Annotated in this window: 28 protein-coding genes; 14 read left to right on the top strand and 14 right to left on the bottom strand. The window is 68.3% G+C overall.

The window, feature by feature from the left end; translation table 11 throughout:
* The first annotated feature begins 34 nt into the window (after positions 1–34).
* Entirely contained in the window at positions 35–1,198 is a 1,164-nt protein-coding gene (locus BOX37_RS02250; RefSeq protein WP_071926019.1) for an acyl-CoA dehydrogenase family protein, read from the top strand.
* Between the two features lie 405 nt (positions 1,199–1,603).
* A complete protein-coding gene (locus BOX37_RS02245) occupies positions 1,604–2,656 on the top strand; it encodes an acyl-CoA dehydrogenase family protein (protein ID WP_071926018.1) in 1,053 nt (350 codons plus the stop codon).
* Here the strand turns inward: BOX37_RS02245 and BOX37_RS02240 are convergent.
* Complete coding sequence (locus BOX37_RS02240) at positions 2,653–3,738, bottom strand: alkene reductase (RefSeq protein ID WP_071926017.1); 1,086 nt, start codon at positions 3,736–3,738, stop codon at positions 2,653–2,655. The genes BOX37_RS02245 and BOX37_RS02240 overlap by 4 nt on opposite strands.
* A 43-nt stretch (positions 3,739–3,781) precedes the next feature.
* On the opposite strand from BOX37_RS02240, the gene BOX37_RS02235 reads away from it, so the two are divergent.
* The 3 genes from BOX37_RS02235 to BOX37_RS02225 are packed head-to-tail and all read left to right on the top strand — an operon-like array spanning position 3,782 to position 5,594.
* Positions 3,782–4,159, top strand: a complete 378-nt coding sequence (locus BOX37_RS02235; RefSeq protein ID WP_071926016.1) for a MerR family transcriptional regulator — start codon at positions 3,782–3,784, stop codon at positions 4,157–4,159.
* Positions 4,160–4,207: 48 nt separating this feature from the next.
* Positions 4,208–4,681: a MarR family winged helix-turn-helix transcriptional regulator gene (locus BOX37_RS02230; RefSeq protein ID WP_071926014.1), complete on the top strand. Its 474-nt coding sequence runs from the start codon at positions 4,208–4,210 to the stop codon at positions 4,679–4,681.
* A gap of 10 nt (positions 4,682–4,691) precedes the next feature.
* Positions 4,692–5,594, top strand: coding sequence for a DUF427 domain-containing protein (locus tag BOX37_RS02225; RefSeq protein ID WP_240505172.1), 903 nt, complete (start codon positions 4,692–4,694; stop codon positions 5,592–5,594).
* Here BOX37_RS02225 and BOX37_RS02220 read toward each other — a convergent pair whose 3' ends face one another.
* Together BOX37_RS02220 and BOX37_RS02215 are read right to left on the bottom strand one after the other, a co-directional pair.
* The gene (locus BOX37_RS02220) at positions 5,595–5,927 is read right to left on the bottom strand and encodes a hypothetical protein (protein ID WP_071926012.1); all 333 of its coding nucleotides are present in this window, start codon (positions 5,925–5,927) and stop codon (positions 5,595–5,597) included. It abuts the gene before it with no gap.
* 1 nt (position 5,928) lies between these two features.
* Positions 5,929–7,110: a 3-ketosteroid-9-alpha-monooxygenase, oxygenase component gene (locus tag BOX37_RS02215; protein WP_071926011.1), complete on the bottom strand. Its 1,182-nt coding sequence runs from the start codon at positions 7,108–7,110 to the stop codon at positions 5,929–5,931.
* A 194-nt stretch (positions 7,111–7,304) separates the two neighbouring features.
* Here BOX37_RS02215 and hsaA point away from each other — a divergent pair, with 194 nt between their 5' ends.
* The 5 genes from hsaA (at position 7,305) to BOX37_RS02190 (ending at position 11,394) form a co-directional block, all read left to right on the top strand.
* A complete protein-coding gene (gene hsaA, locus BOX37_RS02210; RefSeq protein WP_071926009.1) occupies positions 7,305–8,468 on the top strand; it encodes a 3-hydroxy-9,10-secoandrosta-1,3,5(10)-triene-9,17-dione monooxygenase oxygenase subunit in 1,164 nt (387 codons plus the stop codon).
* Positions 8,469–8,471: 3 nt separating this feature from the next.
* Positions 8,472–9,344: a 4,5:9,10-diseco-3-hydroxy-5,9,17-trioxoandrosta-1(10),2-diene-4-oate hydrolase gene (gene hsaD / locus BOX37_RS02205; RefSeq protein ID WP_071926008.1), complete on the top strand. Its 873-nt coding sequence runs from the start codon at positions 8,472–8,474 to the stop codon at positions 9,342–9,344.
* The gene (gene hsaC / locus BOX37_RS02200) at positions 9,341–10,246 is read left to right on the top strand and encodes an iron-dependent extradiol dioxygenase HsaC (protein WP_071926006.1); all 906 of its coding nucleotides are present in this window, start codon (positions 9,341–9,343) and stop codon (positions 10,244–10,246) included. The genes hsaD and hsaC overlap by 4 nt, the downstream gene beginning before the upstream one ends.
* Before the next feature lie 18 nt (positions 10,247–10,264).
* Positions 10,265–10,840, top strand: coding sequence for a 3-hydroxy-9,10-secoandrosta-1,3,5(10)-triene-9,17-dione monooxygenase reductase subunit (gene hsaB, locus BOX37_RS02195; protein ID WP_156910236.1), 576 nt, complete (start codon positions 10,265–10,267; stop codon positions 10,838–10,840).
* 98 nt (positions 10,841–10,938) lie between these two features.
* The gene (locus tag BOX37_RS02190) at positions 10,939–11,394 is read left to right on the top strand and encodes a YdeI/OmpD-associated family protein (RefSeq protein WP_071926003.1); all 456 of its coding nucleotides are present in this window, start codon (positions 10,939–10,941) and stop codon (positions 11,392–11,394) included.
* An 11-nt stretch (positions 11,395–11,405) separates the two neighbouring features.
* Here the strand turns inward: BOX37_RS02190 and BOX37_RS02185 are convergent, their stop codons facing one another.
* From BOX37_RS02185 to BOX37_RS02170, 4 genes are all read right to left on the bottom strand, one after another.
* Positions 11,406–12,281 (bottom strand): DUF559 domain-containing protein, encoded by an 876-nt coding sequence (locus BOX37_RS02185; protein ID WP_071926001.1) that lies wholly within the window; start codon positions 12,279–12,281, stop codon positions 11,406–11,408.
* A 524-nt stretch (positions 12,282–12,805) separates the two neighbouring features.
* Positions 12,806–13,855 carry a 4-hydroxy-2-oxovalerate aldolase gene (gene dmpG, locus BOX37_RS02180; protein ID WP_071926000.1) on the bottom strand — a complete coding sequence of 350 codons (1,050 nt, stop codon included), beginning with the start codon at positions 13,853–13,855 and terminating at the stop codon, positions 12,806–12,808.
* A gap of 12 nt (positions 13,856–13,867) precedes the next feature.
* Positions 13,868–14,776, bottom strand: coding sequence for an acetaldehyde dehydrogenase (acetylating) (locus BOX37_RS02175; protein ID WP_071925997.1), 909 nt, complete (start codon positions 14,774–14,776; stop codon positions 13,868–13,870).
* 85 nt (positions 14,777–14,861) lie between these two features.
* The gene (locus BOX37_RS02170) at positions 14,862–15,647 is read right to left on the bottom strand and encodes a 2-keto-4-pentenoate hydratase (protein ID WP_071925995.1); all 786 of its coding nucleotides are present in this window, start codon (positions 15,645–15,647) and stop codon (positions 14,862–14,864) included.
* A 200-nt stretch (positions 15,648–15,847) separates the two neighbouring features.
* Here BOX37_RS02170 and kstD point away from each other — a divergent pair, with 200 nt between their 5' ends.
* Together kstD and BOX37_RS02160 are read left to right on the top strand one after the other, a co-directional pair.
* Complete coding sequence (gene kstD, locus BOX37_RS02165) at positions 15,848–17,533, top strand: 3-oxosteroid 1-dehydrogenase (protein WP_071925994.1); 1,686 nt, start codon at positions 15,848–15,850, stop codon at positions 17,531–17,533.
* A gap of 38 nt (positions 17,534–17,571) precedes the next feature.
* Positions 17,572–18,432 carry a MaoC/PaaZ C-terminal domain-containing protein gene (locus tag BOX37_RS02160; RefSeq protein ID WP_071925992.1) on the top strand — a complete coding sequence of 287 codons (861 nt, stop codon included), beginning with the start codon at positions 17,572–17,574 and terminating at the stop codon, positions 18,430–18,432.
* A gap of 13 nt (positions 18,433–18,445) precedes the next feature.
* Here BOX37_RS02160 and BOX37_RS02155 read toward each other — a convergent pair whose 3' ends face one another.
* From BOX37_RS02155 to zapE, 6 genes are all read right to left on the bottom strand, one after another.
* Positions 18,446–18,925, bottom strand: coding sequence for a hypothetical protein (locus BOX37_RS02155; RefSeq protein ID WP_071925990.1), 480 nt, complete (start codon positions 18,923–18,925; stop codon positions 18,446–18,448).
* A complete protein-coding gene (locus tag BOX37_RS02150) occupies positions 18,922–20,196 on the bottom strand; it encodes a DUF58 domain-containing protein (protein ID WP_071925989.1) in 1,275 nt (424 codons plus the stop codon). The genes BOX37_RS02155 and BOX37_RS02150 overlap by 4 nt, the downstream gene beginning before the upstream one ends.
* The gene (locus tag BOX37_RS02145; protein WP_071925987.1) at positions 20,193–21,155 is read right to left on the bottom strand and encodes an AAA family ATPase; all 963 of its coding nucleotides are present in this window, start codon (positions 21,153–21,155) and stop codon (positions 20,193–20,195) included. Before BOX37_RS02145 ends, BOX37_RS02150 begins: the two co-directional genes overlap by 4 nt.
* 17 nt (positions 21,156–21,172) lie before the next feature.
* Positions 21,173–21,697, bottom strand: coding sequence for a hypothetical protein (locus tag BOX37_RS02140; RefSeq protein WP_240505170.1), 525 nt, complete (start codon positions 21,695–21,697; stop codon positions 21,173–21,175).
* 70 nt (positions 21,698–21,767) lie between these two features.
* The gene (locus tag BOX37_RS02135) at positions 21,768–22,700 is read right to left on the bottom strand and encodes a DUF4129 domain-containing protein (RefSeq protein ID WP_071925983.1); all 933 of its coding nucleotides are present in this window, start codon (positions 22,698–22,700) and stop codon (positions 21,768–21,770) included.
* A gap of 111 nt (positions 22,701–22,811) precedes the next feature.
* Entirely contained in the window at positions 22,812–23,762 is a 951-nt protein-coding gene (zapE, locus tag BOX37_RS35035; RefSeq protein ID WP_420811571.1) for a cell division protein ZapE, read from the bottom strand.
* Here zapE and BOX37_RS02120 point away from each other — a divergent pair.
* Positions 23,739–24,035 (top strand): ABC-F family ATP-binding cassette domain-containing protein, encoded by a 297-nt coding sequence (locus BOX37_RS02120; protein ID WP_071925980.1) that lies wholly within the window; start codon positions 23,739–23,741, stop codon positions 24,033–24,035. The two genes, zapE and BOX37_RS02120, sit on opposite strands and share 24 nt — an antisense overlap.
* 113 nt (positions 24,036–24,148) lie before the next feature.
* Here BOX37_RS02120 and BOX37_RS02115 read toward each other — a convergent pair whose 3' ends face one another.
* Positions 24,149–24,589: an NUDIX domain-containing protein gene (locus tag BOX37_RS02115; protein ID WP_156910235.1), complete on the bottom strand. Its 441-nt coding sequence runs from the start codon at positions 24,587–24,589 to the stop codon at positions 24,149–24,151.
* Between the two features lie 41 nt (positions 24,590–24,630).
* Here BOX37_RS02115 and BOX37_RS02110 point away from each other — a divergent pair, with 41 nt between their 5' ends.
* Positions 24,631–25,209, top strand: coding sequence for a sugar O-acetyltransferase (locus BOX37_RS02110; RefSeq protein WP_071925977.1), 579 nt, complete (start codon positions 24,631–24,633; stop codon positions 25,207–25,209).
* Positions 25,210–25,211: the final 2 nt, after the last annotated feature.

Here is a 25,211-nt window from a genome sequence, read left to right as displayed (position 1 = left end):
GCCGTGCCACCCGCCCGACCACAGGAGATCCGCGATGAGATTCGCGCTCAGCACCGAACAGCTCGACTTCGCCGCGGAGCTGCGCAAGATCCTCGACGCCGGACAGGTACCCGCGGCGGTCCGCGCGTGGGCCGACGGCGACACCGGCAAAGGGCGCGCGCTGCTGCGTCAGGTGGCCGAGATGGGCGTGTTCGGTCTGCTCGTCGACGAGCAGTACGGCGGGGCCGAGGCGACGCCGGTCGATCTCACCGTCGCGCTGGTCGAACTGGGCCGGGCCGCTGTCCCGGGGCCGACCATCGAATCCGCGGCCGTGATTCCGGCTCTGCTGCAAGGTCTGCCGGATCCTGAGCCCGCCCGGCGATGGCTGCCCGCGCTCACCGGCGGCGGTCTGCTCGGCACGATCGCCTTCGACGAGCCGCAGCGTTCGATTGCTCTGGATGCCGAAACCGTCGACCTCGTCCTCGTCGCCGGGGACGGACGGATCAGCCTGGGGCGCCGTACACCCGATTCGGGCGAGGCAGTCGATCCCACGAACGCCGCAGCCGCCGATGCGGCGAGCGCACCCGGCCAAGCCGCTGCGGGCGCCGCCGGTGACGCATCCGGCGGCAGCGCCGCACCGGCGTCCGGTTCCGGCAGCACCGGTGCGCGAGCATCCGTGCCCAGCCCGCTGGCCTCGATCGACCCGGCGCGCAAGTTGTTCGGTATCACGGCCGACGAGCTGGTCGCCGACGGTGAGGACGTCCAGGAGGCGATCGACTACGCCTTCGATCACGGCGTCCTCGCCTGTGCCGCACAGCTGCTCGGCGCAGGCCGAGCGATCCTCGACCAGACCACGAACTACGCCAAGCAGCGCAAGCAGTTCGGCCGGGCGATCGGTGAATTCCAGGCGGTGAAGCAGCAGCTCGCAGACGTCCTGATCGCCCTGGACCTGGCCGAACCGCTGCTGTATCGCGCCGCCCTCACCCTCGACTCCCCCGACCGCACCCGCGACGTCTCCGCGGCCCTCGTGGCCTGCGGCGACGCCGCCCACCGCGCGGCCCGCGCCGGCCTCCAGGTCCACGGCGCCATCGGCTACACCGCCGAATACGACCTGTCGGTGTGGCTGACCCGCGTCACCGCCCTGCGCACCGCCTGGGGCACCGCCGATTTCCACCGCGCCCGCATCGCCACCGCCCTGCGCGACCGACCGGCGAGCTGAACACCATGTCGCCATCGTCGCGGATCGTCCACCCCGAGTCCCCACGCCGCCCTTGGGCGCCGAGCAGCTCGACGCACGGTGGATCGGTGATCGATTCGGCATCAGGACGCGCCTCGACGTGGCGGCGAGCCCGACGGACCCTGCTCGGTTCGCCTCGGGTCGATGTTGGACCGTTGATCACCAGGCGCTCAGGTAAGCATCGGCCGAGTAGCAAAAGCCATCAGCGCCTGGTGATCAATCGTCCAGGTCGGGGCGGGGCGGCTTCGGCGCGCGCAGGCGGGGGTACCGGCTGCCCTCGCCGCGTCGAAATGCGCGATCGGCGGGGCGCGGTATCGGGTCCGCCGGCGGACCCACCGACAGCGGACCTGCGGGCCGCGAAGCTGACGACCACTGTTGAGGAATCTCATGTCATCGAATGAACTGCTCGAATTCCGGACCAGCGTGCGGGCGCTACTGAGCAAGCACGCGACGCCCGCTGCTCTGCGCACCGCCATGGGCAGTGAGCTGGGGTACGACCCGGCACTGTGGCGGATGCTGTGCGAGCAGGTCGGGGTCGCGGCGCTGGCGGTACCGGAGGAGTGGGGCGGGGCGGGCGCCGGGCTGGTCGAATCCCTGCTCGTGGTCGGGGAACTCGGACGGACGCTCGCGGGTGTGCCGATGCTCGGATCGGCAGTGCTCGGGGCGCAGGCGGTGCTGCTGTCCGGCGACGAGCAGGCGTGCGCCCGGCTCCTGCCGGACCTGGCGGACGGGTCGCGCACGGCGGCACTGTGCTGGGCCGATGCCGAGGGCTGGGATGTGGCCGGGGTTTCGGCTGCGGGCGGAACTCTCAGCGGGACAGCGCATTACGTGCTGCACGGTGCGCAGTCCGACCTGCTGCTCGTCCTGACCGACGACGGCCTGTTCGAGACGACAGCAGGCGCACCGGGCGTCACCATCACCCCGACTCCGGCGCTCGACCCCACCCGCAAACTCGCCACCATCACCTTCGCCGACACCCCCGCCACCGGCCTCGGCACCGGCGACCCGGCCGAGCTGCGCACACGTCTGCGTGAGATCGCCTGGGCCGCACTGGCCGCCGAGCAGGTCGGCGCCGCCCGCCGCTGCCTCGAGATGACAGTCGAGTACACCGCCTCACGCGTGCAGTTCGGTCGCCCGATCGGCAGTTTCCAGGCGCTCAAGCACCGGATGGCCGATATGTACGTGCTGGTCGAGTCGGCGGAATCGACGGCGCTGGCGGCGGCGCTGGCCGTGGCCGAGCACAGCGCCACCGTCGCCGAGGACGCCTGGGTCGCCCGTCAGCACTGCACCGAGACGTTCTCGACCGTCGCCGCCGAGACCATCCAGCTCCACGGCGGCATCGCGATCACCTGGGAACACGACGCCCACCTCTACTTCAAGCGCGCCCATGCCACCGCCGAACTGTTCGGCACAGGCCGCCGCCCGGTAGCCGCCGCCTAGCCTGCCGCCGGATACCGGTAGGCGCCGTAGGTGAGGTAGCCGGTATCGCCTCCGGTGTAATAGGTCGCCTCGTCGGCCTCGTCGAGGGGCAGGTCAGCGCGCAGTCGCTCGACGAGGTCCGGGTTGGCGAGGAACGCGCGGCCGAAGCTGATCACGTCGGCGCCGAGGTCGAGCCAGTGTTCGGCGGCCTTGCGGTCGGCGGGGACGGGGCCGCCGGGGATCGATGGGTTGACGATCAGGCGGCCCGGCCACGTGCGGCGCAGGCCGACCAGGGTTTCCTCGTCGGCCGTCGCCTCGAGGTGGACATAGGCCAGGTCGTGGGTGGCGAGCTCGGCCAGCAGCGCCCCGTACAGCTCGGGGACGTCCTCGTCGATCGCGTCCCAGATACCCGCGCCCGGGCTGAGCCGGATGCCGACGCGGCCCGCGCCGATGGCGTCCACGGTGGCCGCGACCGCCTCGGCCGCGAAACGGATCCGCCCCGCGATCGAGCCGCCGTAACCATCGGTGCGCAGATTGGCATTGCTGGACAGGAACTGCCCGATCAAATACCCGTTGGCGCCGTGCAACTCGACACCGTCGAACCCCGCGTCGATCGCCCGGCGAGCCGCGCGCGCGTAGGACAGCGCTTCGTCGCCGACCTCCGCGGTGGTCAGGGCACGCGGGATCGGAGCGGGCTGCGGGCCGGTCGGCGTGAAGACCATCGTGTCGCGCGCCGCAACCGCCGAGGGGCCGACCGGTTGCATGCCCGTGGTGTCGGGGTGACCGATCCGGCCGCCGTGCATGAGCTGCGCGAAGATGCGCCCGCCGTTGGCATGCACCGCGCCGGTGACCTGCTTCCACGAGTCGACCTGGGCGTCGGTGTGGAGCCCCGGCGTCCGAGGATTGGACTGGCCGAGCAGGCTGGGCTGGACGCCCTCGGAGATGATCAGGCCCGCGGTCGCGCGCTGAGCGTAGTAGGCGGCCATCGACGGCGTCGCCAAACCTTCGACCCCGGAGCGGACCCGGCCCATCGGGGCCATTGCGATACGGTTCGGCAGCCGAAGTCCGGCCAGGTCGTAAGCCTCGAACAGTGTCTTTGTCATACCTCGACGCTAGGACCTACCATTTACGTCAGGTGTTACATTCATGAGGGAGGTCACAGTGCGAATCGGCGAACTGGCGGAGCAGGCGGGTGTGAGCGTCCGCTCGCTGCGCTACTACGAGGAGCACGGACTGCTGGCCAGCACGCGCAGCAGCGGCGGACAGCGCACCTACACCGACGACGCCGTCGCGCGAGTCCACCTGTTGCAGCGGCTCTACGCCGCGGGACTGTCGAGCCGCACCATCGTCGACCTGATGCCGTGCGTCGACAAACCCAGCGCCGAACAGACCGACGAGACCTGGGCCCGCCTGCTCGAAGAACGCGAACAGCTCGACCAGCGCATCACCGAACTGCTGCGCACCCGCGACACCCTCGACGAGATCATCACGGTGAACCGCGACCACCGGCAGAGCTACCCATAGCGAACCTGTGCTCGATTTAGATAGTTAGCTTATGCAATAATCTACGGCGTGCAGCAGACAGAGCAGCCCTCCCCGGACGACATCGTGGTCGACCTGTTGGTCACTGCCGGTCGGCTCACCCGGCTCGCCGGGACGATCAGCGACGACGATCTGCCCCGTGCGGTCCTGCGGGCCCTGGCCGTGCTCGACGAGCACGGCGGCCTGCGGGTCAGCGACTTCGCCCGAATCGATCGATGTTCACAACCGGCGGCAACGGCGCTGATCGGCCGACTCGTCACCGACGGATTCGCCACCCGCACCAAGGACCCACGCGACTCGCGGGCAGTTCTCGTCGAACTGACCCCGGCGGGCCGGACCCGCCTCGTCGAGGCCAGGCGCGCCTACGCCGCCGCCATGGCCCCCGGACTCGCCGATTTCGATCTCGATCGGCTGATCCGGCTCGACAACGACATGAACGACCTGCTGACAGCCCTGCGCGCGGTTGCCCGCGGTCATCAGTGCAGCAACCAGGAGCGCCGATGAGCATCCCCAGTTGACTCGCGACGACGCCGCCGCAGCCACCACCGCCCCGTCCACCGGACAACCCCAGGCCGTCTGGGCCGTCGCCTTCGCGAGCGTGATCGCGTTCATGGGCATCGGCCTGCCCTCCTCGAGGTCGGGCGCCGGCGGGCGTAGCGTCGATGGCATGACGGAGGACCAGCGCGGGCGAGTCAGGGTGGAAGCCGGACAGAAGCGGGTGCGGGTGTATCTGCGCGGGCGATTGGTGGCCGATACGCTGCGGCCGTTGCTCGTCTGGGAGATTCCGTACTACCCGACCTACTATCTGCCGCTCACCGACCTCGAGGCCGACCTGGAACCGAAGGGGATCACCGAACACTCCACCAGCCGTGGCGATTCCACCGGGTACGACGTGGTGATCGACGGCGTGCGGGCCGACGGCGCCGCGCTACGGTATCTCGATTCACCGTTGACGGAGCTGAAAGACGCTGTGCGCCTGGACTTCGAGACCTTCGACTGGTTCGAAGAAGACGAGCCGATCTTCGTCCACCCGCGTGATCCGTATGCCCGGATCGACATCCTCGGCAGTTCCCGGAACGTGCGGGTGGAGGTCGACGGCGTCACCGTCGCGGACTCGTCCGCACCGCGCATCCTGTTCGAAACAGGTCTGCCCGCAAGGTATTACCTGCCGCTACCCGATGTGCGGATGGATCTGCTCGTCGCCTCCGACACGCACACCAGCTGCCCGTACAAGGGCACCGCCGACTACTGGAACGTCCAGGTCGGCGACGCGGTGCACGAAGACATCGTGTGGATCTATCGCACCCCACTGCCGGAGAGCCAGAAGGTCGCGGGCCTGGCCTGCTTCTACAACGAGAAGGTCGACATCTACCTCGACGGCGTTCTGCAGGACCGCCCGCGCACTCCGTTCAGCTGACTACTCGGGCACCTCGAGCACACCCTCGTCGACTGCCCATTTGATCGACTTCTCCAGCGACGGACACGATTCCGGCCGACCGGGCCGTGCGCCGTGCGCGGACAGCTGAGCGAAGACCGGACAGTGCGTGTCGGGTCGTTCGGTCCACTGCACCGAGGTCTGGTGCTGACTGGACTTGCGGACCAGGACGCCGGCCTGGCAGGCCTGACACCGCAGCGGTGTCAGGCCCTCGTCCAGGTAGTGCTGCTTGTCGACCGTGGTCTGGGCCCGCACCGCGGCCTGCCGCGCGGGCTGATCGGCGAAGTCGGGTGCCTTGGCCCAGGTGGGGGTCATCTCAGACGCCCGCTTCGGCTTCTTCGGCCTCGCGCTTGCGGCGCAGGTTCTCCGCCACCTCAGCCTCCCAGGCCACATTGGCCTTGGTCGTGTCGACCTCGAATTCGAAGCGCTGGGTCATCTTCTCGGTGACCTCGTCGGCGTCGACGTAGAACTGCTCGTACCAGCGGCGCAACTGGTAGACCGGTCCGTCCTCCTCGCACAGCAGTGGGTTCTCGACCTTGGACTTGTGCTTCCAGATCTCCACGTCCTGCAGGAAGCCGTCGCCGAAGAACTCGGTCATCGACGTGGCCAGCTTCTCGGCGGTCGCGTCATCGATGCCCGTGGGCTTCTCGACGGTCAGGCCGTACTGCAGCATGAACGAGTCCTGCGAGATCGGGTAGTGACAGTTGATCAGCACCACCTTGATCTGGTACCCGCCGTAGATGTTGACCAGCGGATTGATCATGTACGACGGACCGAAGTAGGACGCCTCCGACTTCAGCAGCGTCTCACCGCCGTACTTGGCCGCCATCCCCACATCGGGACGGCCCTTGGTCTCGAGGAACTGCGTCGCCACATGGCCTTCGAAGACGTTCTTGAAGTACGTCGGGAAGGCGAAGTGGATGTAGAAGAAGTGCGCCATGTCGACCACGTTGTCGATGATCTCGCGGCAGTTGGCGCCCTGGATCTCCATCTGGTTCCAGGTCCACTCGGTCCAGCCGCTGTCGTGGGTCTCGCTCGGGTTGCCCTCCGCGTCGGTGTAGGCACCCTCGATGTGCGGGATCGTGACGTCCTCGGGCGGTGGATTGCCCTCGTGGTCGTGCCAGACGAACAGTTGGCCGTTGCGCTCGAGGGTGGTCCACGTCCTGGTGCGAGCCAGGGGCGGCACACGGCGCGCGTACGGAATCGACGTGCACTTACCGCTGGCGCCCCAGCGCCAGTCATGGAACGGGCAGGCGATGTCGTCGCCCTTCACCGTGCCCATGCTCAGGTCGCCGCCCATATGCCTGCAATAGGCGTCCAAAACGCGGATCTCGTCGTTGGTATCGGTCCAGACCACGAGCTTGGTCCCGAAGATCTCGATCGCGTGCGGCTTGCCGTCGCGGAAGGTCTTCGCGAGGCCGACACAGTGCCAGCCACGCGCAAACCTGGTCGGCGTCGTGCCGACATCGAGTTCCCTCACCTTGGGGTTGACTGCCATCCCGAACCCTCCTTGTTCACTAGAACACGTTACAAAACGAGGCCGCTTCACGCTAGCTGTCCAGCGAACTTCCCTCTTCACTCCTGTTATATCCGAGGTAGGGCGATCTTCTCGACAGAAATGAGAACCTGTTCTAATCTCAGAGGCGAACAAGAACCGGTTGTCGATCCGACAAGGTAGGAGCGGGCTCCGATATGACGCAAGAAGTGACCGAACGGGTCGAGGCCCTGCTGCCGACGCTGCGTGAGCGCGCGCAGGAGGCCGAGGACCTGCGCCGCATTCCCGAAGAATCCATGAAGGCGCTGCAGGAAACCGGGTTCTTCCGGCTGCTGCAGCCCACGCAGTGGGGCGGGCACGCCGCCGACCCGGTCGTCTTCTACGACACGGTCCGCAAGATCGCCAGCGCCTGCGGGTCCACCGGCTGGGTGGCCGGCATCATCGGCGTGCACAACTGGCACCTCGCGCTGTTCGACCAGCAGGCCCAGCAGGAGGTCTGGGGCGAGGACACCGACGTGCGGATCTCGTCCTCGTACGCGCCGATGGGCGCCGGTCAGGCGGTCGAGGGCGGCTACATCGTGCGCGGCTCGTGGGCCTGGTCCTCGGGCTCGGATCACGCCACCTGGGCGGTGCTCGGCGGTCCGGTGATCAAGAACGGCAAGCCGGTCGACTTCGGCAGCTTCCTGATCCCGCGCTCGGAGTATCGCATCGACGACGTGTGGAACGTGGTCGGCCTGCGTGGCACCGGCTCCAACACCGTCGTCGTCGAAGACGTCTTCGTGCCGACGCACCGGTTCCTGAGCTTCCGCGCGATGAGCGAGGGGCGCTCGCCGGGGCTCGAACAGAATCCGGATGCCGTGTACAAGATGCCGTGGGGCACCATCCATCCCACCACCATCTCCGCCCCGATCGTCGGCATGGGCTACGGCGCCTACGAGGCGCACGTCGAGCACCAGGGCAAGCGCTTGCGCGCGGCCTACGCCGGGGAGAAGGCCAAGGACGATCCGTTCGCCAAGGTGCGCGTCGCCGAGGCGGCCAGCGACATCGATGCCGCATGGCGTCAGCTTTCGGGCAATGTGGCCGAGGAGTACGCGCTGCTGGTGGCCGGCGAGGAGGTGCCGTTCGATCTGCGCGTGCGCGCCCGCCGCGATCAGGTGCGCGCGACCGGGCGGGTGATCGCCTCGATCGACAAGCTCTTCGAGTCCTCCGGTGCGACCGCACTCGCCAATGGCACTCCGCTGCAGCGCTTCTGGCGGGACGCCCATGCCGGGCGCGTGCACGCGGCCAACGATCCCGAGCGCGCCTACGTCATGTACGGCACGCACGAGTTCGGGCTGCCCGTCACCGACGCCATGGTGTAGCCGATGACCCAGACCGCTGAACTGACCTACACATCGACCTCACGCTTCGCGCAGGTCACCCCTTCACTGAAGCTGCACTACCACGAAGCCGGGGTGGGCAACGGGCCGACGATCGTGCTGCTGCACGGTGGCGGGCCCGGCGCCTCGGCGTGGTCGAACTTCGCCCGCAACATCCCGGTGCTCGCCGAGCACTATCACGTGATCGCGCCTGATCAGCCGGGGTACGGCAAGTCCGACAAGCCGGTGGATCATCCGCAGTACTTCGTGCACAGCTCGAATGCGCTGCTGGCCCTGCTGGACCACCTCGAGATCACCGACCGCGTGCACCTGCTGGGCAATTCGCTCGGCGGCGGCGCCTCGGTGCGCTTCGCGCTCGACCACCCCACCCGCGCGGGCAAGCTCGTGCTGATGGGACCGGGCGGGCTGAGCACCAATCTGTTCGCACCCGACCCCACCGAGGGCGTCAAGCTGCTCTCGAAGTTCACCTATGAACCGACCAGGGACAATCTCGAGAAGTTCCTGCGAATCATGGTCTTCGACCAGTCGCTGGTCACCGAGGAACTGATCGACGAGCGGTTCGCCCTGGCCAACACCCCCGAATCGCTGGCCGCGATGAAGGCGATGGGCAAGTCCTTCGCCAGTGCCGACTACGAGAAGGGCATGCTGTGGCGTGACGCGTACAAGCTGCGTCAGCCGGTGCTGCTCATCTGGGGTCGCGAGGATCGGGTGAACCCGCTCGACGGTGCGCTCGTGGCCACCAAGGTGATCCCACGGGTGCAGCTGCACGTGTTCGGCGGCTGCGGGCACTGGGCGCAGCTGGAGAAGTTCGACGAGTTCAACCGGCTCACCATCGATTTCCTCGGAGACAAGCGATGAGTATTCGTGCCCTGGGCTACATGCGCATCGAGGCCACCGACATGGCGGCCTGGCGCGAGTACGGCCTGAAGGTGCTCGGCATGATGGAGGGCAAGGGGATCGACCCCGACGCGCTCTATCTGCGCATGGACGATTTCGCCGCGCGACTGGTGATCGTTCCCGGCGAGCAGGACCGGCTGCTGGTCTCGGGCTGGGAGGTCACCGACGGCCCCGGCCTGCAGCAGCTGCGCGAGACCCTGACCAAGGCCGACGTCGCCTTCACCGAGGGCACCAAGGAAGAGCTCGACGAGCGCCGGGTCGAGGGCATGATCCGGTTCCAAGATCCCTCCGGCAACACCCTCGAGGCGTTCTACGGCGCGCAGTACCTGGGCCGCCGCTTCGTGAGCCCCTACGGCCACAAGTTCGTCACCGCCGAGCAGGGCCTGGGCCACGTGGTGCTGACCTGCACCGACGATGCCGCGGCGCAGGCCTTCTACCAGGACGTCCTCGGTTTCCGGCTCCGCGACTCCATGCGGCTGCCACCGCAGATGGTGGGCCGTCCGGCCGACGGCGACCCGGCCTGGCTGCGCTTCTACGGCTGCAACCCGCGCCATCACGCGCTGGCGTTCCTGCCACTGCCGAATCCGACCGGCATCGTGCACCTGATGGTGGAGGTGGAGAACTCCGACGACGTCGGCCTCTGCCTGGACCGCGCCCTGCGCAAGAAGGTGAAGATGTCGGCCACCCTCGGCCGGCACATCAACGACAAGATGCTGTCGTTCTACATGAAGACTCCCGGCGGGTTCGACATCGAATTCGGCTGCGAGGGACTGGAAGTCGATGACGACGACTGGATCGCCCGCGAATCGACCGCGGTCAGCCTGTGGGGTCACGATTTCACCGTCGGATTCAAGCAGCAATAGGAAATGGCGGCCAGCGACATGACCGAACAGACGCCGGCGATCGACGGCCGACAGTTCCGCACGGTGCTCGGGCAGTTCTGCACCGGCATCACCGTGATCACCGCGCTCGACCCGGCGGGCGAGCCGATCGGCTTCGCCTGCCAGTCCTTCGCCGCGCTGTCCCTCGACCCGCCGCTGGTGCTGTTCTGCCCCACCAAGGGGTCGCGGTCCTGGGCGGCGATCGAGGCGGCGGGCCGGTTCTGCGTGAACGTGCTCTCCGAGGAGCAGCAGCCGACCTGCGCGCGGTTCGGTTCCCGCGAGACCGACAAGTTCGCCGGAGTCGCCTGGCACACCTCCGCATTGGGTGTCCCGGTGCTCGACGGCTCGTTGGCGACCATCGAGTGCACGGTCGACTCCGTGAGCGACGGCGGTGACCACTACATCGTCATCGGCCGGGTCCACGCCCTCTCGGAATCGGCGACCACCGGCGGCCGCCCGCTGCTGTTCTACCGGGGCCAGTACACCGGCATCGAACCCGACAAGACCACCCCCGCGCCCTGGCGCGCGGACCTGGACCATTTCCTCACGACCACCAGCCTCGACACCTGGCTGTGAGTCCGACGGGTGCGGCCGCCACCACAGTGCGCGGCCGCACCCGTTTTCTCGGTTCAAAGTGCTCACTTCTTGAGTAGTTTGCGGCGGATGATCGACGTATGGATGTGGAATACATCGTGTGCGCCGACGCCGCGGAGTGGTCGTCCTGGCTGGCCGGGAATCACGCGACAGCCACCGAGGTGTGGGTGCGCATCGCCAAGAAGAACGCCCCCGAACCCTCGGTGACGATCACCGAAACCCTCGACGGCGCCCTGTGTCACGGCTGGATCGACAGCCACCGGCGCTCCCTCGACGCCCACCATTACCTGCAGCGCTACTCGCCCCGACGGACCCGCAGCCCGTGGTCCCAGGTCAACGTGGCCAAAGCCGAAGCCCTCATCGCGGCAGGACACATGCAACCCGCCGGGTACGCGGCCATCGAAGAAGCGGTGGCCGATGGCCGCTGGGCGGGTGCCTACGAGCGTCAGCGCACCGCCCGCCGTCCAGCGAATATCCCCCGCCACCAAGATCATCAGGCACTGACGGCTTTTCCCTCTCGGGCGATGTTTGCGTGAATGCCTGATGATCAGTCGTCCAATCGAGCACCGCGGGTGTTCAGGGCGGTTGAGACCCGGTCGATGATGATGTGGGGACGGTTGCGTAGCAGGTCGGCGCCGACTCGGACGATCTGCCAGCCGTGCTCGGCGAGGACCGCGAGGCGGTCGATGTCCTTCGCACGCTGAACCGGGTCGGTCCAATGCTGGGCGCCGTCGTACTCCACCCCTACACGCCACTTCTTCCAACCCATGTCGAGGCGGGCGAGGAACTCTCCGGCGATGTCCCTAACCACTATCTGGGTGGTAGGAGTGGGCAGCCCATGGTCGACCAGCAGCAATCGGGTCAGCGACTCCTGCGGCGACTCCGCGCCGGAATCGACCTGCTCGAGCACCGCACGTACGGCAGCGCAACCGCGCGCACGCGGGTAACCATCGGCGAAATCGAGAACTGCGGACGGTGCGAGCCCGGTGACGCGGCACAGCGCGTCGAGTGCCGGGACGGCCCGTTCGCGAGGCAGCTTCCGGGCGAGGTCGAATGCGGTGCGAATCGGCGTGGTAACCGGATAGCCATCCACTTCGCACCGCTCGTGTCGAGCGAGCGGGACCTGCACCACGGTGATGCCCGGCGGCGCGTGGCGATGCCGCGGCAAGGCGATCTCAACCGGCTGATCGCGGTCTGCCCACCTGTCCCCGTGCAGTGCCGCTGCCGCGCGACCGACGAGCACGCCTTCCCCCTTGGTCCACTGGACCGCCGCCTTGGCCCGGCCTATCGCGTCCAGCTCTACGCCTTTGCGCGTGTATACATCCGGCGCGACCCGATCGAAGTCGAGCCGCAACCGGTACCGCGTGACCGACCCCGCCGCCACCGCCCACGACCCGATAAACGGTTCATCGAATACCCCCATGCCGCGAGATCGTCCACCACCCCACCGACATCCCCACGGATTCGAGGTTGGACAGTTGATCACCAGGCACTGAGGGCTTTTCGCTCTCGGGCGATGTTTGCGTGAATGCCTGATGATCAGTCGTCCAGCCATCGCGAGCGCCGATTGGGCTCAGCCGCATCGAACAACTTGGCTATGTGGGCCCCTTCAACGGGTGGGGGTTCGGTGTTGGGCCCAGTCCCAGAGGGGTTGGGGGGATTCGGCCAGGAGGGCGCCTTCGGTGGTTAGTTCGTGGCGCCTCGGGGGCCGTTCTTGCGGGTGAGGCCGGCGACCAGTATCGCCGAGGCCGAATCGCCAGGCGGCTCCCGGCAGCCAGTACCGCGAAGGCTGAATGGCCAAACCGCCGTCGGCAACCAGTAAGTACCCGCCAAGGCTGAATGGCCAGGCGGCTGACAGCGACCAATACCACGGCGGCTCGGTCGGATTCGGCTGGTGACGCGAGACGGCGTGACCCAGGGTCGGGTCACGCCGTCGGGGCGAGGTGATCAGGCCGAGGCTACGGCTGTGTTCTCGCGTTGGAGTTCGAGGGCGATGTCGATGAGTTGGTCTTCCTGGCCGCCGACGAGTTTGCGTTTGCCCGCGCGGACCAGCATTTCCGCGGCGGAGACGCCGTAGCGTTCGGCTTGGCGTTCGGCGTGGCGGAGGAAGCTGGAGTAGACCCCGGCGTAGCCCATCATGAGGGCTTGGCGGTCGAGGAGGCATTCGGTGGGCATGGCGGGGCGGACGACGTCCTCGGCGGCGTCGGTGACTGCGAAGAAGTCGACGCCGGTGGTGATGCCGAGTTTGTCGCAGACGCCGATGAAGGCTTCGACCGGCAGGTTGCCCGCGCCCGCGCCGAAGCGGCGGGCCGAGCCGTCGATCTGGGTGGCGCCCGCGCGCACAGCGTAGACCGAGTTGGCCACTGCGAGGCCGAGGTTCTCGTGACCGTGGAAGCCGACCTGGGCGTCGTCGCCGAGCTCGGCGACCAGGGCCGAGACGCGGTCCGACACCTGCTCGAGCACGAGGGCGCCCGCGGAGTCGACGACGTAGACGCATTGGCAGCCCGCGTCGGCCATGATGCGGGCCTGCTTGGCCAGGTTCTCCGGGGTAGTGGAGTGGGCCATCATGAGAAACCCGACCGTCTCCAGGCCGAGGTCGCGGGCGAGCCCGAAGTGTTGGATGGAGACGTCGGCCTCGGTGCAGTGGGTGGCGATGCGGCAGATGCTGCCGCCGTTGTCCTGGGAGATCTTGATGTCTTCCTTGACCCCGACGCCGGGCAGCATGAGGAAGGCGATCTTGGCCTGCTTGGCGGCCTCGGCGGCGACCCTGATCAGTTCCTGCTCCGGGGTTTTCGAGAACCCGTAGTTGAACGAGGAACCACCGAGACCGTCGCCGTGGGTCACCTCGATGACCGGGACGCCCGAACCATCGAGGGCGGCGACGATATCGCGCACCTCGGACACGGTGAACTGGTGGCGTTTGTGATGGGAGCCGTCGCGCAGCGAGGTGTCGGTGACGCGGACGTCGAGTTCAGCCGAGAAGGGCTTGGTGCTCATGGTCGATTCTCCTTACACCCGAGCCGAGATGATCTGATCGGCCAGCACGTCACCGACGCGGGTGGCGGCGGCGGTCATGATGTCGAGGTTGCCCGCGTACGGGGGCAGAAAGTCACCGGCGCCTTCGACCTCGACGAAGATCGACACCTTCGCCATGCCACCGGAGACCAGTGACGGGTCGTCGAACTGAGGTTCGTTGAGCAGCCGGTAGCCGGGCACGTACTCCTGGATCGACTTCTCCATCGCCAGAATGGACTCGGCGATGGCGTCGCGGTCGGCGTCTTCGGGGATGGCGCAGAAGATGGTGTCGCGCATGATCATCGGCGGCTCGGCCGGATTCAGGATGATGATCGCCTTGCCGCGGGCAGCGCCGCCGATGGTCTCCACACCGCGACTGGTGGTCTTGGTGAACTCGTCGATGTTGGCCCGGGTGCCGGGACCGGCCGACACCGACGAGACGGAGGCGACGATCTCGGCGTAGGCCACCGGCACGACCCGGGACACGGCCGCGACCATGGGAATGGTGGCCTGCCCGCCGCAGGTGATCATGTTGACGTTCGGCGCGTCCCGCAGCGAGTCCAGGTTCACCGGCGGGATCACCGCCGGTCCGACCGCGGCCGGGGTGAGGTCGACGGCGCGGATGCCCGCGGCCTCGTACTTCGGCGCGTACGCGCGGTGCACGTAGGCGGAGGTGGCCTCGAACAGCAGGTCCGGCTTCTCGTCGAGCGCGAGCAGCCAGTCCGCGCCTTCGGCCGAGGTCTCCAGCCCCAGCCCCCGTGCCCGCTTCAGCCCTTCGCTGTCGGGGTCGATGCCGATCATCCAGCGTGGCTCGATCTTGTCCGAGCGCAGGAGTTTGTAGAGCAGGTCGGTGCTGATGTTGCCGGATCCGACGATCGCGGCGGTGACGGTCCCGTTGGACACGGTTGGCCTCCTATGGGCAGCCGGCACAGCCGGCGAGATGGTCGGCTCCGGTGAACGTCCTCGGCCACCTGAGCACGGTGATGGCCTAGGCGAAGTTCAGCCGGACGGAACCGAGCCCGGTGAACTCGGCATGGAAGGTGTCCCCGGCGCGGGCGTCGATGGCGCGGGTACACGAACCGGGCAGCACGATGTCCCCGGCTTTCAGCCGGACTCCGAAGGAGGCGACCTTGCGCGCCAGCCAGGCGACCGCGATCAGCGGATCACCGAGCACGGCGTCGCTACGCCCCTCGGCGACGACCTCGTCGTTGCGGGTGAGTACCGCGTCGATGGCGGTGATGTCGATGTCACCGGGTGCGACGCGCTCTTTGCCGAGGACGTATCCGGCCGAGGAGGCGTTGTCGGAGATGGTGTCGGCCAGACCGATCCGCCAGTCCTTGATCCGGGAATCGATCAACTCGATCGCCGGGGCGTAGGCCACGGTCGCGGCCAGCACATCGGCCTCGGTGCAGTCCTCGCCGGGCAGGTCGGCACCGAGGACGAAACCGACCTCGACCTCCACCCGCGGCAGCAGATGGCGCGAGGTCTCGACGGGGACGTCTTCGAAGACCGCCATCTCGGCGAGCAGGTGCCCGTAGTCGGGTTCGTCGACACCCATCATCTGCTGCATCGCCTTCGACGACAGGCCGACCTTGTGGCCGACCACCTTCGAGCCGGAGCGCAACCGGCGCTGGATGTTGAGCAGCTGGATCTCGTAGGCATCGACGACATCGATGTCGGGATACCGGTCGACGAGCGGCGAGACGGCGACTCGCTCGTCCTCGGCACGGGCGAGTTCATCGGCGAGTTGAGTTCGTACCGCGTCGGGCAGCACGCGGACCTCCTAGGCAGCACGGGCACGGCGGGGCGGTCTGGCCGCACAGCCGCAGGTTCTGGACGCCAAAACTGTAACCGGTTTCGCAGTCGAGCGTCAGCTGTTCACCTGACAATACAACGCATCCACAGGTGATTTCTATAACACGTTCCACTTCTTGGGAGACAAACCTCTGCCAAACCGAGGACTGCTTCTATAACGTGTTCTACATGAGTGATCGGGAATACGATGTGGTGGTCGTCGGTAGCGGCGCCGCCGGGATGACGGCCGCGCTCACCGCGGCCCACCGTGGACTGAGCGTGGTACTGCTCGAGAAGGCAGCGCACTACGGCGGGTCGACGGCCCGGTCCGGCGGTGGCGTGTGGATTCCGGGCAACAAGGCGCTGCTCGCCTCGGGTCGGCCCGACGACCGCGAGGACGCGCGCACCTATCTGCACAGCATCATCGGCGACGTGGTGCCCGCCGAGAAGATCGACACCTACCTCGATCGCGGCGCCGAGGCGTTCGACTTCGTCCTCGACCACAGCCCACTGAAAATGAACTGGGTCCCCGGCTACTCCGACTACTACCCCGAAGCGCCGGGCGGACGCGCTTCCGGCCGTTCCTGCGAGCCCAAGCCGTTCAACGCCAAGGTCCTCGGCGCGGAGGTGGCCAACCTCGAACCGGCCTACGCCAAGGCTCCCCTCAATGTCGTGGTCACCCAGGCCGACTTCGTCCGGCTCAACCTGATCCGCCGCCATCCCAAGGGCATGATGCGGGCCATGCGGGTCGGCGCGCGCACCTACTGGGCCAAATTCACCGGCAAGCACCTGCTCGGCATGGGCCAGGCCATCATCGCCGCCCTGCGCAAGGGTCTGCTCGATGCCGGGGTGCCGGTGCTGCTCAACACCCCGCTGACCGAGCTGGTGATCACCGACGGGCGGGTCACGGGCGTCAAGGCCGTCGTCGACGGCGAGCCGACGACCTTCTCCGCACGCTATGGCGTGGTCCTGGGCACCGGCGGGTTCGAGCACAACGCCGACATGCGGGCCAAGTACCAGCGTCAGCCGATCACCACTGAGTGGACAACAGGTGCCGCGGCCAACACCGGCGATGGCATCGTGGCCGGTATGGCAGCGGGCGCGACAGTCGGATTCATGGAGGACGCGTGGTGGGGTCCGACCATCTTCAAGGGCGGCAAGCCGTGGTTCGCCCTGGCCGAGCGCAATCTGCCCGGCACGATCATGGTCAACGACCGGGGCGAGCGGTTCGGCAACGAGTCGGCGCCCTATGTCGAGGCGGTGCACACCATGTACGGCGGTGAGTACGGGCAGGGCGCGGGTCCGGGCGAGAACATTCCCGCCTGGCTGGTCTTCGATCAGCGCTACCGCAATCGCTACATCTTCGCCGGTCTGCAGCCGGGTCAGCGGTTCCCCAAGCGCTGGCTGGAGAACGACTACATCGTCAAGGCCGACACCATCGAGGAACTGGCCGAGCGCATCGGCGTGCCGGCGGAGAACCTCGCGGCCACGGTGAAGCGGTTCAACGGCTTCGCCGCCGCGGGCACCGACGAGGACTTCGGCCGCGGCAACAGCCACTACGACCGCTACTACGGTGATCCCACCGTCAAGCCCAACCCGTGCCTGGCCGAGCTGTCACAGGGCCCGTTCTACGCGGCCAAGATGGTGCCCGGCGACCTGGGCACCAAGGGCGGCCTGGTCACCGATACCTCGGGTCGCGTACTGCGCGAAGACGATTCGGTCATCGAGGGCCTCTACGCGGCGGGCAACACCAGCGCCCCGGTGATGGGCCACACCTACGCGGGCCCCGGCGCCACCATCGGCCCCGCCATCACCTTCGCCTACCTGGCGGTGCTCGACATCGCCGCCGCCAAGGACGCCGCATGACGATCGATCAGCAGATCCCGACCTCGCAGGAGTGAGCAATGCCCATCGACACACAGATCGCGCTCGGCGCGGCGCTGCCGAGCCGGGAGTTCAGCTGGACCCCGACCGACGTGCAGCTCTACCACCTGGGCCTCGGCGCCGGTGCGCACCCGAGCGACCCGGTCGAACTCACCTATCTCGATGACCGCGCACCCCAGGTGCTACCGACCTTCGCGACGGTGGCGCCCACCCTGCGCGAGACCGAGCCGCCGCGAGTGAGCTTCCCCGGCATCGAGATCGACCTGGCCAAGGTGGTCCACGGACACCAGGAAGTAGTGGTGCACAAGCCGATTCCGGCCACCGGCAAGGCGACCAGCACCGGCCGGATCAGCGAGATCTGGGACAAGGGCGCGAACGCGGTGATCGTGCAGGAGAACACGGTCATCGGTTCCGACGGCGAACCGCTGTGGACGGTGCGGTCCTCGATCTTCGCCAAGGGCGAGGGCGGTTTCGGCGGCGAACGCGGCCCGAGCACCAAGACCGCGCTCCCCGATCGCGCGCCGGACGCGGAGTTCAGCACCCCCACGCTGCCGCAGCAGGCTCTGCTGTACCGCCTCTGCGGTGACCGCAATCCCCTGCACTCCGATCCCGAATTCGCCAAGGGCGCAGGCTTTCCCGCGCCGATCCTGCACGGCCTGTGCACCTACGGCGTGGTCTGCAAGGCGCTCACCGACGCGCTCCTCGACGGCGACGCCACCCGCGTCGGCGGCTTCCGCGCCAAGTTCGCCGGCGTCCTCTACCCCGGCGAGACGCTGCACATCAAGGTCTGGCGCGAAGCCGACGACCTCATCGCCACCGTCACCGTGGCCGAACGCGCGGACTCCCCCGTCCTCGGCGACGTGGTTCTGCGCATCGCCTGAACTGGACTGTTGATCACCAGGTCTTGGTGGCGGCATCAGCCGAAAGCTGACCGCCCTCCGGGCCTGGTGATCTTGGTTTGGGGGTGAGCCCGCCGATGAGCAGGGCGTAGATGAGGACGATGAGTACCGGCGCGGCCAGGGGCGCCCAGGCGATTTCCACGGGGACCAGGGCCGCGGTGGTGGCGGCGATGGCGAACAGGACGGCACCACCGACCGAGGGGATCGTTGTCGGGACCACGCCTTCGGGGGCGTGCAGGACGGCGGCGTTGAGCAGATAGGTGGTGGCCACCAGACCTGTCGCGGCGGAGGCGATCACGCCGATGTCGGCGAAGGCGATGACGCCGATCGCCACCAGCACCGCGACGACGGCGGCCGGTCGCCACCACCAGCTCACGATCACCAGGGCGAGCGCGGCCGCACCGACGGGCGGGTTGATCAGCGCGACGGCCGAGACCAACAGCAGTCCGGCCAGCAGGGCGAGGAATCTGGTCATCGGCGCACCCGTACCGTTCGGCGATGATCGGGCAGCAGGCGCATGGCCTGGTCCAGGCGGGTGTCGTCGGGCCAGGCGATGATGTCGACGCCGACGGTGCCCATGTCGCGATACATCGAGGCCCGTTCCAGCTGCCACATCTTGGCCATGGTCGGATCGAGGCCGTCGGCGAACGGAGTGCCACGCAGGACGTCGACCGCGATCACCACGTGGCCGCGTTTGCGCAGGTCGATCAGGGCCAGCGCGAACTGGGTGTCGAGCAGCGTCGAGAAGGCGACGACGATCGCGCCGATCGGCACCGCGGCGTGCGGCGCCAGGGTGCCGGTGGTCTCGACGTGTTCGTCACCGACGCCCAGAACGGTGTCGACGATCCGGTAGAACTGTCTGCGGCCGATGTCGGGGCGCAGCCAGCGCGGGGAATCGCCGAGGCAGACGACGGCGGTACGGTCACCGGCCTGCAGCGTCGACTGCACCACCTGCGCCGCGCCGCGCACGGACAGTTCCAGCGAGTCGGTGGCCGGGCCGGGTGCCTGCATCGAGGTGTCGACGAGGACGACCACGTCGGCGGAGCGATTGGTGAACCGTTCGGTGACGTAGAGCCGTCCGCGGCGCGCGCTCACCGGCCAGTTCACGGTGCGCAGCTGGTCGCCGGGCGCGTAGGCGCGAATGTCGGCGTACTCGACGCCGGGGCCGTGCCTGCGGGTGAGATGGGTGCCGATGCGATCGGGAAGTTCGGTGCGCGGCAACCGCATGCGATTCGGGTCCGCGATCGGGTACACATACAGCTTGGCCGCGGGCAGTTCGGCGGTGGCGACCGCGAGCCCGGCCGGACTCAGCGCCGCCACTGTGACCTGCACCGGATACCGTCCCCAGCGGGTGGCCGAGAGCCCGAGCCGCATTCCGGCGGGCGCGCCGCCGGAATCGTGCGCCTCCTCGACCTCGAGATCGAGACCGGGCAGCGGCAGCGCCGTCATCCGCAGCAGGGCGTGTCCGCGTTCGACGAACGCGGCGGCCGTGCAGCCGACCACCTCGCCTTCGAAGCAGCGCACGGTGCCGCTGCCGTCGACCTGGATGCGCGTCGGCGCCTGCTGCCACGGCGCGGTGGCGAGCACGCCGAGCATCGGGGCGGCGAAGACCACCAGCTGCCACTGTCCACGCAGCACCGCGACGACCAGTGCCGCCGCCGCACACCCGGCCAGGATGAACACCAACGGGGCCGGCCGCCACCGCAGGTCGACCTCGACCGTCCTGGATTCGTCGCGGTGCTTCATGTGCTGGTGGCGCGGGGCACCGGTAGCCGTCGGAGGAGTTCGGCGATGACGTCCTCGCCACGGATGCGGCGCACCCACATCTCCGGGCGCAGGGTGATGCGGTGCGCCATCGCGGGCACCGCCAGCGCCTTCACGTCCTCGGGGATCACATAGTCGCGCCCGAGCAGCAGGGCGCGCGCCCGCGACATCTGTACCAGGTCGAGTTCGGCGCGCGGGCTGGCGCCGACCTCCACCTGCGGGTGACTGCGGGTCGCCGAGGCGAGAGCCACCACGTAATTCACGACGTCGGGATGCACGGTGACGAACTCGACCGACTGGCGCATCTCCATCAGGCCCTGCGCGTCGACCACCTGGCCCACCTGCGGCGGGGTGGAACCGCGTTCGAGCCGACGCCGGATCATCTGGGTCTCGTCCTGCTCGGACAGATAGCCCAGCCGCAGCTGGATGGCGAAGCGGTCGAGCTGGGCCTCCGGCAACGGGTAGGTGCCCTCGTACTCGATCGGGTTGTCGGTCGCGAGCACCACGAAAGGCTGTGGAAGCAGGAAGGTTTCGCCGTCGATGCTCACCTGGCCCTCGGCCATCGCCTCCAGCAGCGCCGCCTGGGTCTTGGGCGGGGTGCGGTTGATCTCGTCGGCCAGCAGCACATTGGTGAACACCGGCCCGCGCCGGAAATTGAAGCGGCCCGACGACATGTCGTAGATCGTCGAGCCCAGCAGATCAGCGGGCAGTAAATCCGGCGTGAACTGCACGCGGGTGAAATCGAGCCCGAGCGCGGCCGCGAAGGATCGCGCGATCAGCGTCTTGCCCAGACCTGGCAGATCCTCGATGAGGACATGTCCCCCGGACAGCACGGCGATCATGATGAGCTGCATCTCATCGCGCTTGCCGACCACGACTCGGCCCAGTTCACGCAGCACGGCGTCGGAGCGCTGGACGGTCACGTTCAACGGCATGGTCATCGGTGGCCTCTAACCCCTCACATCGTCTGCAATCGGCGCAGGATCTCGTCCAGCGCCTCCCTACCCGGTGCGCGACCGGTCTGGTCGCGCAATGCCGAGTTCGCAGGGTCCACCCAACGCCACAGTTCGGGACCGAACTGCAGTTGACCGGCGGCTTCGGTGGCCCTGCGGTTCTTGGCGACCCGCAGACCGGTGGACAACTCGAATTCCTTGGCGAGCAACGGCCGCAGGTGGCGATCCCAGTCGGCGCGGGTGCCCTCCGCACGCGCGGTCAGCATCTCGGCGCGGGCGTGCCAGCGACCGAGCATCTCCGCCGGTCCGTTGTCGATGTACTCGGTGAGCGGTTCCTCGCGCACCACGCGGTGCCGCAACGACCACAGCAGCGTGGCGAGCGCGACGGCGACCGGGAGGGCGACCGCGAGCGGCAGGACATCGCGGTCGAGCCGCAGGAGCACGACCTCGATCAACACCACCACGACGATCGCGGTCACGATCACCGACACCCGGCTCGTCCCGCTCGGTTCCACCGTCTGCTCTTTCACACCGCACCCCCTGGGCATGCTCGGGCGTGCTGCGTGGTGACGCGAGCTACGGCCTCCGGGCGCTGACCACTCATGCCGGGACCAACCTTCGCTGCAGGTCCGTGAGCACGATGCGCAGGAGCTGTTCGGCGCGCATGCGCTGCCATTCGAGCATCGAGTGCGGGCTGAACCGCGCCTCCTCGAACAGCGCGACCAGCTCGCGGGCCGAGGCATCGTGCAGCACACCGCTTTCGAAGGCCCTGGCGAGGACCTCCATCGGGGTGTCGGAGGCTTGCGGGCGGGCGGCGCGGTCACTGGACAGGCCGCGTTCCATGGCCACGTAGCAGGCGATGATGGCGGTGCGCGGGTCCTGGCCCGGCGCGTTCATCGCGGCCAGGCCCATCTCGGCGGCCCTGGTGAGGGAATCGACCTCGTCCGGTGTCGCGTCGGGCAGCTCCGGTGCGGCGGGCGCGGGTTCGCGGCGCGCGGCGACGGCCACCACGATCAGGCCGAACAGGGCGACGGCGATCAGCACGATGGCCAGCACCGCCGCGATCAGCAGCGCTGTTCCGGTGAGCTGAGTGGGACCGGCGGTCGGATCGGGGGCTGGTGCACCCGTCGGCGTGGGTACCGGGCCGGAGCCTTCCGGCAGGGTCTCGGCGGCTGGTCGCATCGGTCGCGCGCCGGGCAGCAGGAACAGCGCGGTGACCCCGCCCGCGAAGACCAGCGCCACGACCGCGATCGAGAACGGCACCAGCAGCGCCAGTTTGCGCCACTGCACCTGGGGAAGTTCATCGCGCTCGGCTTGCGGCATCGCCAAGGGAAGACGATGCTGACTGGCGATCACTCCGGCGACCAGGATGACGATGGAGACCAACAGCAGCACCGGCATCACCGCCACCAGCAGTGGAGACGGCGTGGAGTTCGACGCCTCGCCGGCACCGGGAAGGGTGCCCTGCAACGCGATGGTCGCCGCGACGATCAGCGCGATCACGACGACCGCCCGCGGTATGGGCTGATTCACCCCGATCACAGCTGTACCACCAAACCCCAGAGACTGCACAAAACAGCCACATAGTTACATGCCGAGTGGTTCGCTCGGGAGGAAATCGGCGCTTTTGGATTTCCTCTCCCTTCATTGTCCCCCTCGCCCTACCCAGGCTCGCTGAGCAGTGCGAACATTCTTCGCGTCGACCTGTGACAATTCACAAAGACGGCTGGCGGTGCGGGCCAGATCCGGGATCGTCGGCACGCCCGCGGTGAGTTCGGCGACCGGCTCGGCGGCGTGGATCGTGCAGGGCAGGTCGGCGTCGTAGAGGATGTCGACGAGAGTCACCAGCCGCATCGCCCAATCCGGGGGCACGTCGCGCAGGGATGGGACGGCGCGCAGGATCCAGTGGTGGAACCGCCTGGCCAGGTGGAGGTAGTCGGCGGCGCTGGTGGGGGTGCCGCACAGGTCCTCGAAGTCGAAGGTGACGGCGTCGCCCTCGACGGCGTGGGCACGGACGGTGCGACCGTCACCCAGGGCGACGAGCGAGTGTGAACCGTGGGAATCAGGAGCGGCATCGGCGCGGGGGCAGGGCCCGCCTCGCCCGGTAGCCACATCCGCGGGCAGGCCGGATGCGATTGCCCCCACCTCATCGGCGGGTGCGCCACCCGGGGCTGCGTGTTCGCGCGTATCGCGGCGTGCCGGAGGTGGCAGATCCCGTCGCCGCGAGACCGGGACTGCCGGGTCACGCGAGTCGAGGCGTGCCGAAGGCCGAAGATGCCGTCGGCGAGGGCCGACAGCTGCCTGTTCGGGCGGGTCGAGGATGTAATGGCCGGTGGCGAAGCCGTGGTCACGGCGGACGGCGAGGGCGCGGTAGTCGACAGGTCCGTCCAGAGTGACGACGGTGAGGTTGGCGAGAATGCGGTCGATGGTCGGGAGGAACCGGTCGTGGAACAGGGGGTTGGGGAGGAGATCCGCGGGCGGGTAGTTCGAGGTGACGACGAGGGTCCGGTGGTCGGCGAAAAGGGTGTCGATGAGCCGGGCGATGAGCATGGCGTCGCCGATGTCGTCGACGTGGAATTCGTCGAAGCGCGCCACGCCCTGATCATCGAAACCCTGTCCGACCCCGACCTCAACGTCCGGCTGGCAGGCAGCCTCTTCTCCCTCGACCGCGCCACCGAACTGTTCACCGCCCTCGGCACCGACGACCCGCGCGCCACCGCCGGCGACTTCCTCGCCCTCCTCGAGGGCCTGGTCTTCGACCGGTTCGCCGGCCTCCGCGCGGACTCGACAACGGGCACCCCGGACAGCGTCACTCAACTCGCTCGCCCCCTCACCTCGTTCCTGACGAGCGCACAGCGACCGGCCTGAGCCCCCTGGGCCCTGAAGTCCCGGCGGACACACCTCCCCAGCATCGCCGCGTTCCAGTCATCGTCGGCCGGGGGTGTTGGATCCGGACGGTGTGTAGCCGCCCGGGTCACCGATCAGTGTCCCGGCCAACCGAGTTCGGAGTAGGGGGTGGGTGTGGTGAGGGCGGTGATGCCGAGGGCGGAGTATTCGATGAGGTCGGCGGGGAGGGCGGCGAGTGGGAACCAGCGCAGCTCGTAGCATTTGTCGGGCTCGCGGTTGATCGGCTCGCCGACCCAGTCCTCGGTGCGGAAGAAGAGGCCGAGGCGGGCGTCGCGGCCGGGGGCGGTCACGTGGGCGACGTGGATCAGCCGCAGTGTGGTGGGGTCGATGGTGACGCCCACCTCCTCGGCGGCTTCGCGGGCCGCACCGGTCGCGGCGGATTCACCGACTTCGAGCTTGCCCGAGGGCAGGTGCCAGCGATGGTCGTACTTGTCACCGCTGCGGCGCAGGCTCAACAGGATTCGGTCCTCACGAACAAGGAGTACATGGACGTCGACCAGATGGCAGGGAATCACCCTGTCGAGCCTACGAATCCGGGTGGGGTGAGAATCGGGCGATGGCGAGCGATCCACTCATGCTGATCCACGACCCCGAACTTCTAGCCCGCGGCGAACGCGTGCTCGGCGCCGAATTCCGGGCCATGCACGAGCGAGTGCTGAAGGTCACCGAGTTGACCTCCAGACTCAACGTCGCACCCTTCGACGACGAGGCGGGCAAGACAGCGCTCCTCGAACAGATCCTCGGCCGATCGCTCCCGGCGGGCCTCACCATCTACCCGCCCTTCTACACCGACCACGGCCTCAACCTGGACCTGGCCGAGCGGGTCTTCATCAATCAGGGATGCACGTTCCTCGACTACGCGGGGATCCGGTTGGGCAGCGGCGTGATGATCGGCCCGAAGGCCACCTTCATCACCATGGGTCACCCGGTGGACCCGCGGGAGCGGCGCGAATTCCTCACCGGCGCACCGATCGACATCGCCGAGAACGTGTGGATCGGGGCGGGCGCGATGATTCTGCCCGGGGTCAGCATCGGCCGGGACTCGGTGATCGCCGCGGGCGCGGTCGTCGCCGAGGACGTGCCGGCGAGCAGCTTGGTGACCGGGGCAAAAGGCGCCGTGCACCGAAGCTGGTAGCC

The organism is Nocardia mangyaensis, from assembly GCF_001886715.1.
Classification (GTDB): domain Bacteria; phylum Actinomycetota; class Actinomycetes; order Mycobacteriales; family Mycobacteriaceae; genus Nocardia; species Nocardia mangyaensis.
This window is presented reverse-complemented; position numbering and strand designations above follow the sequence as displayed.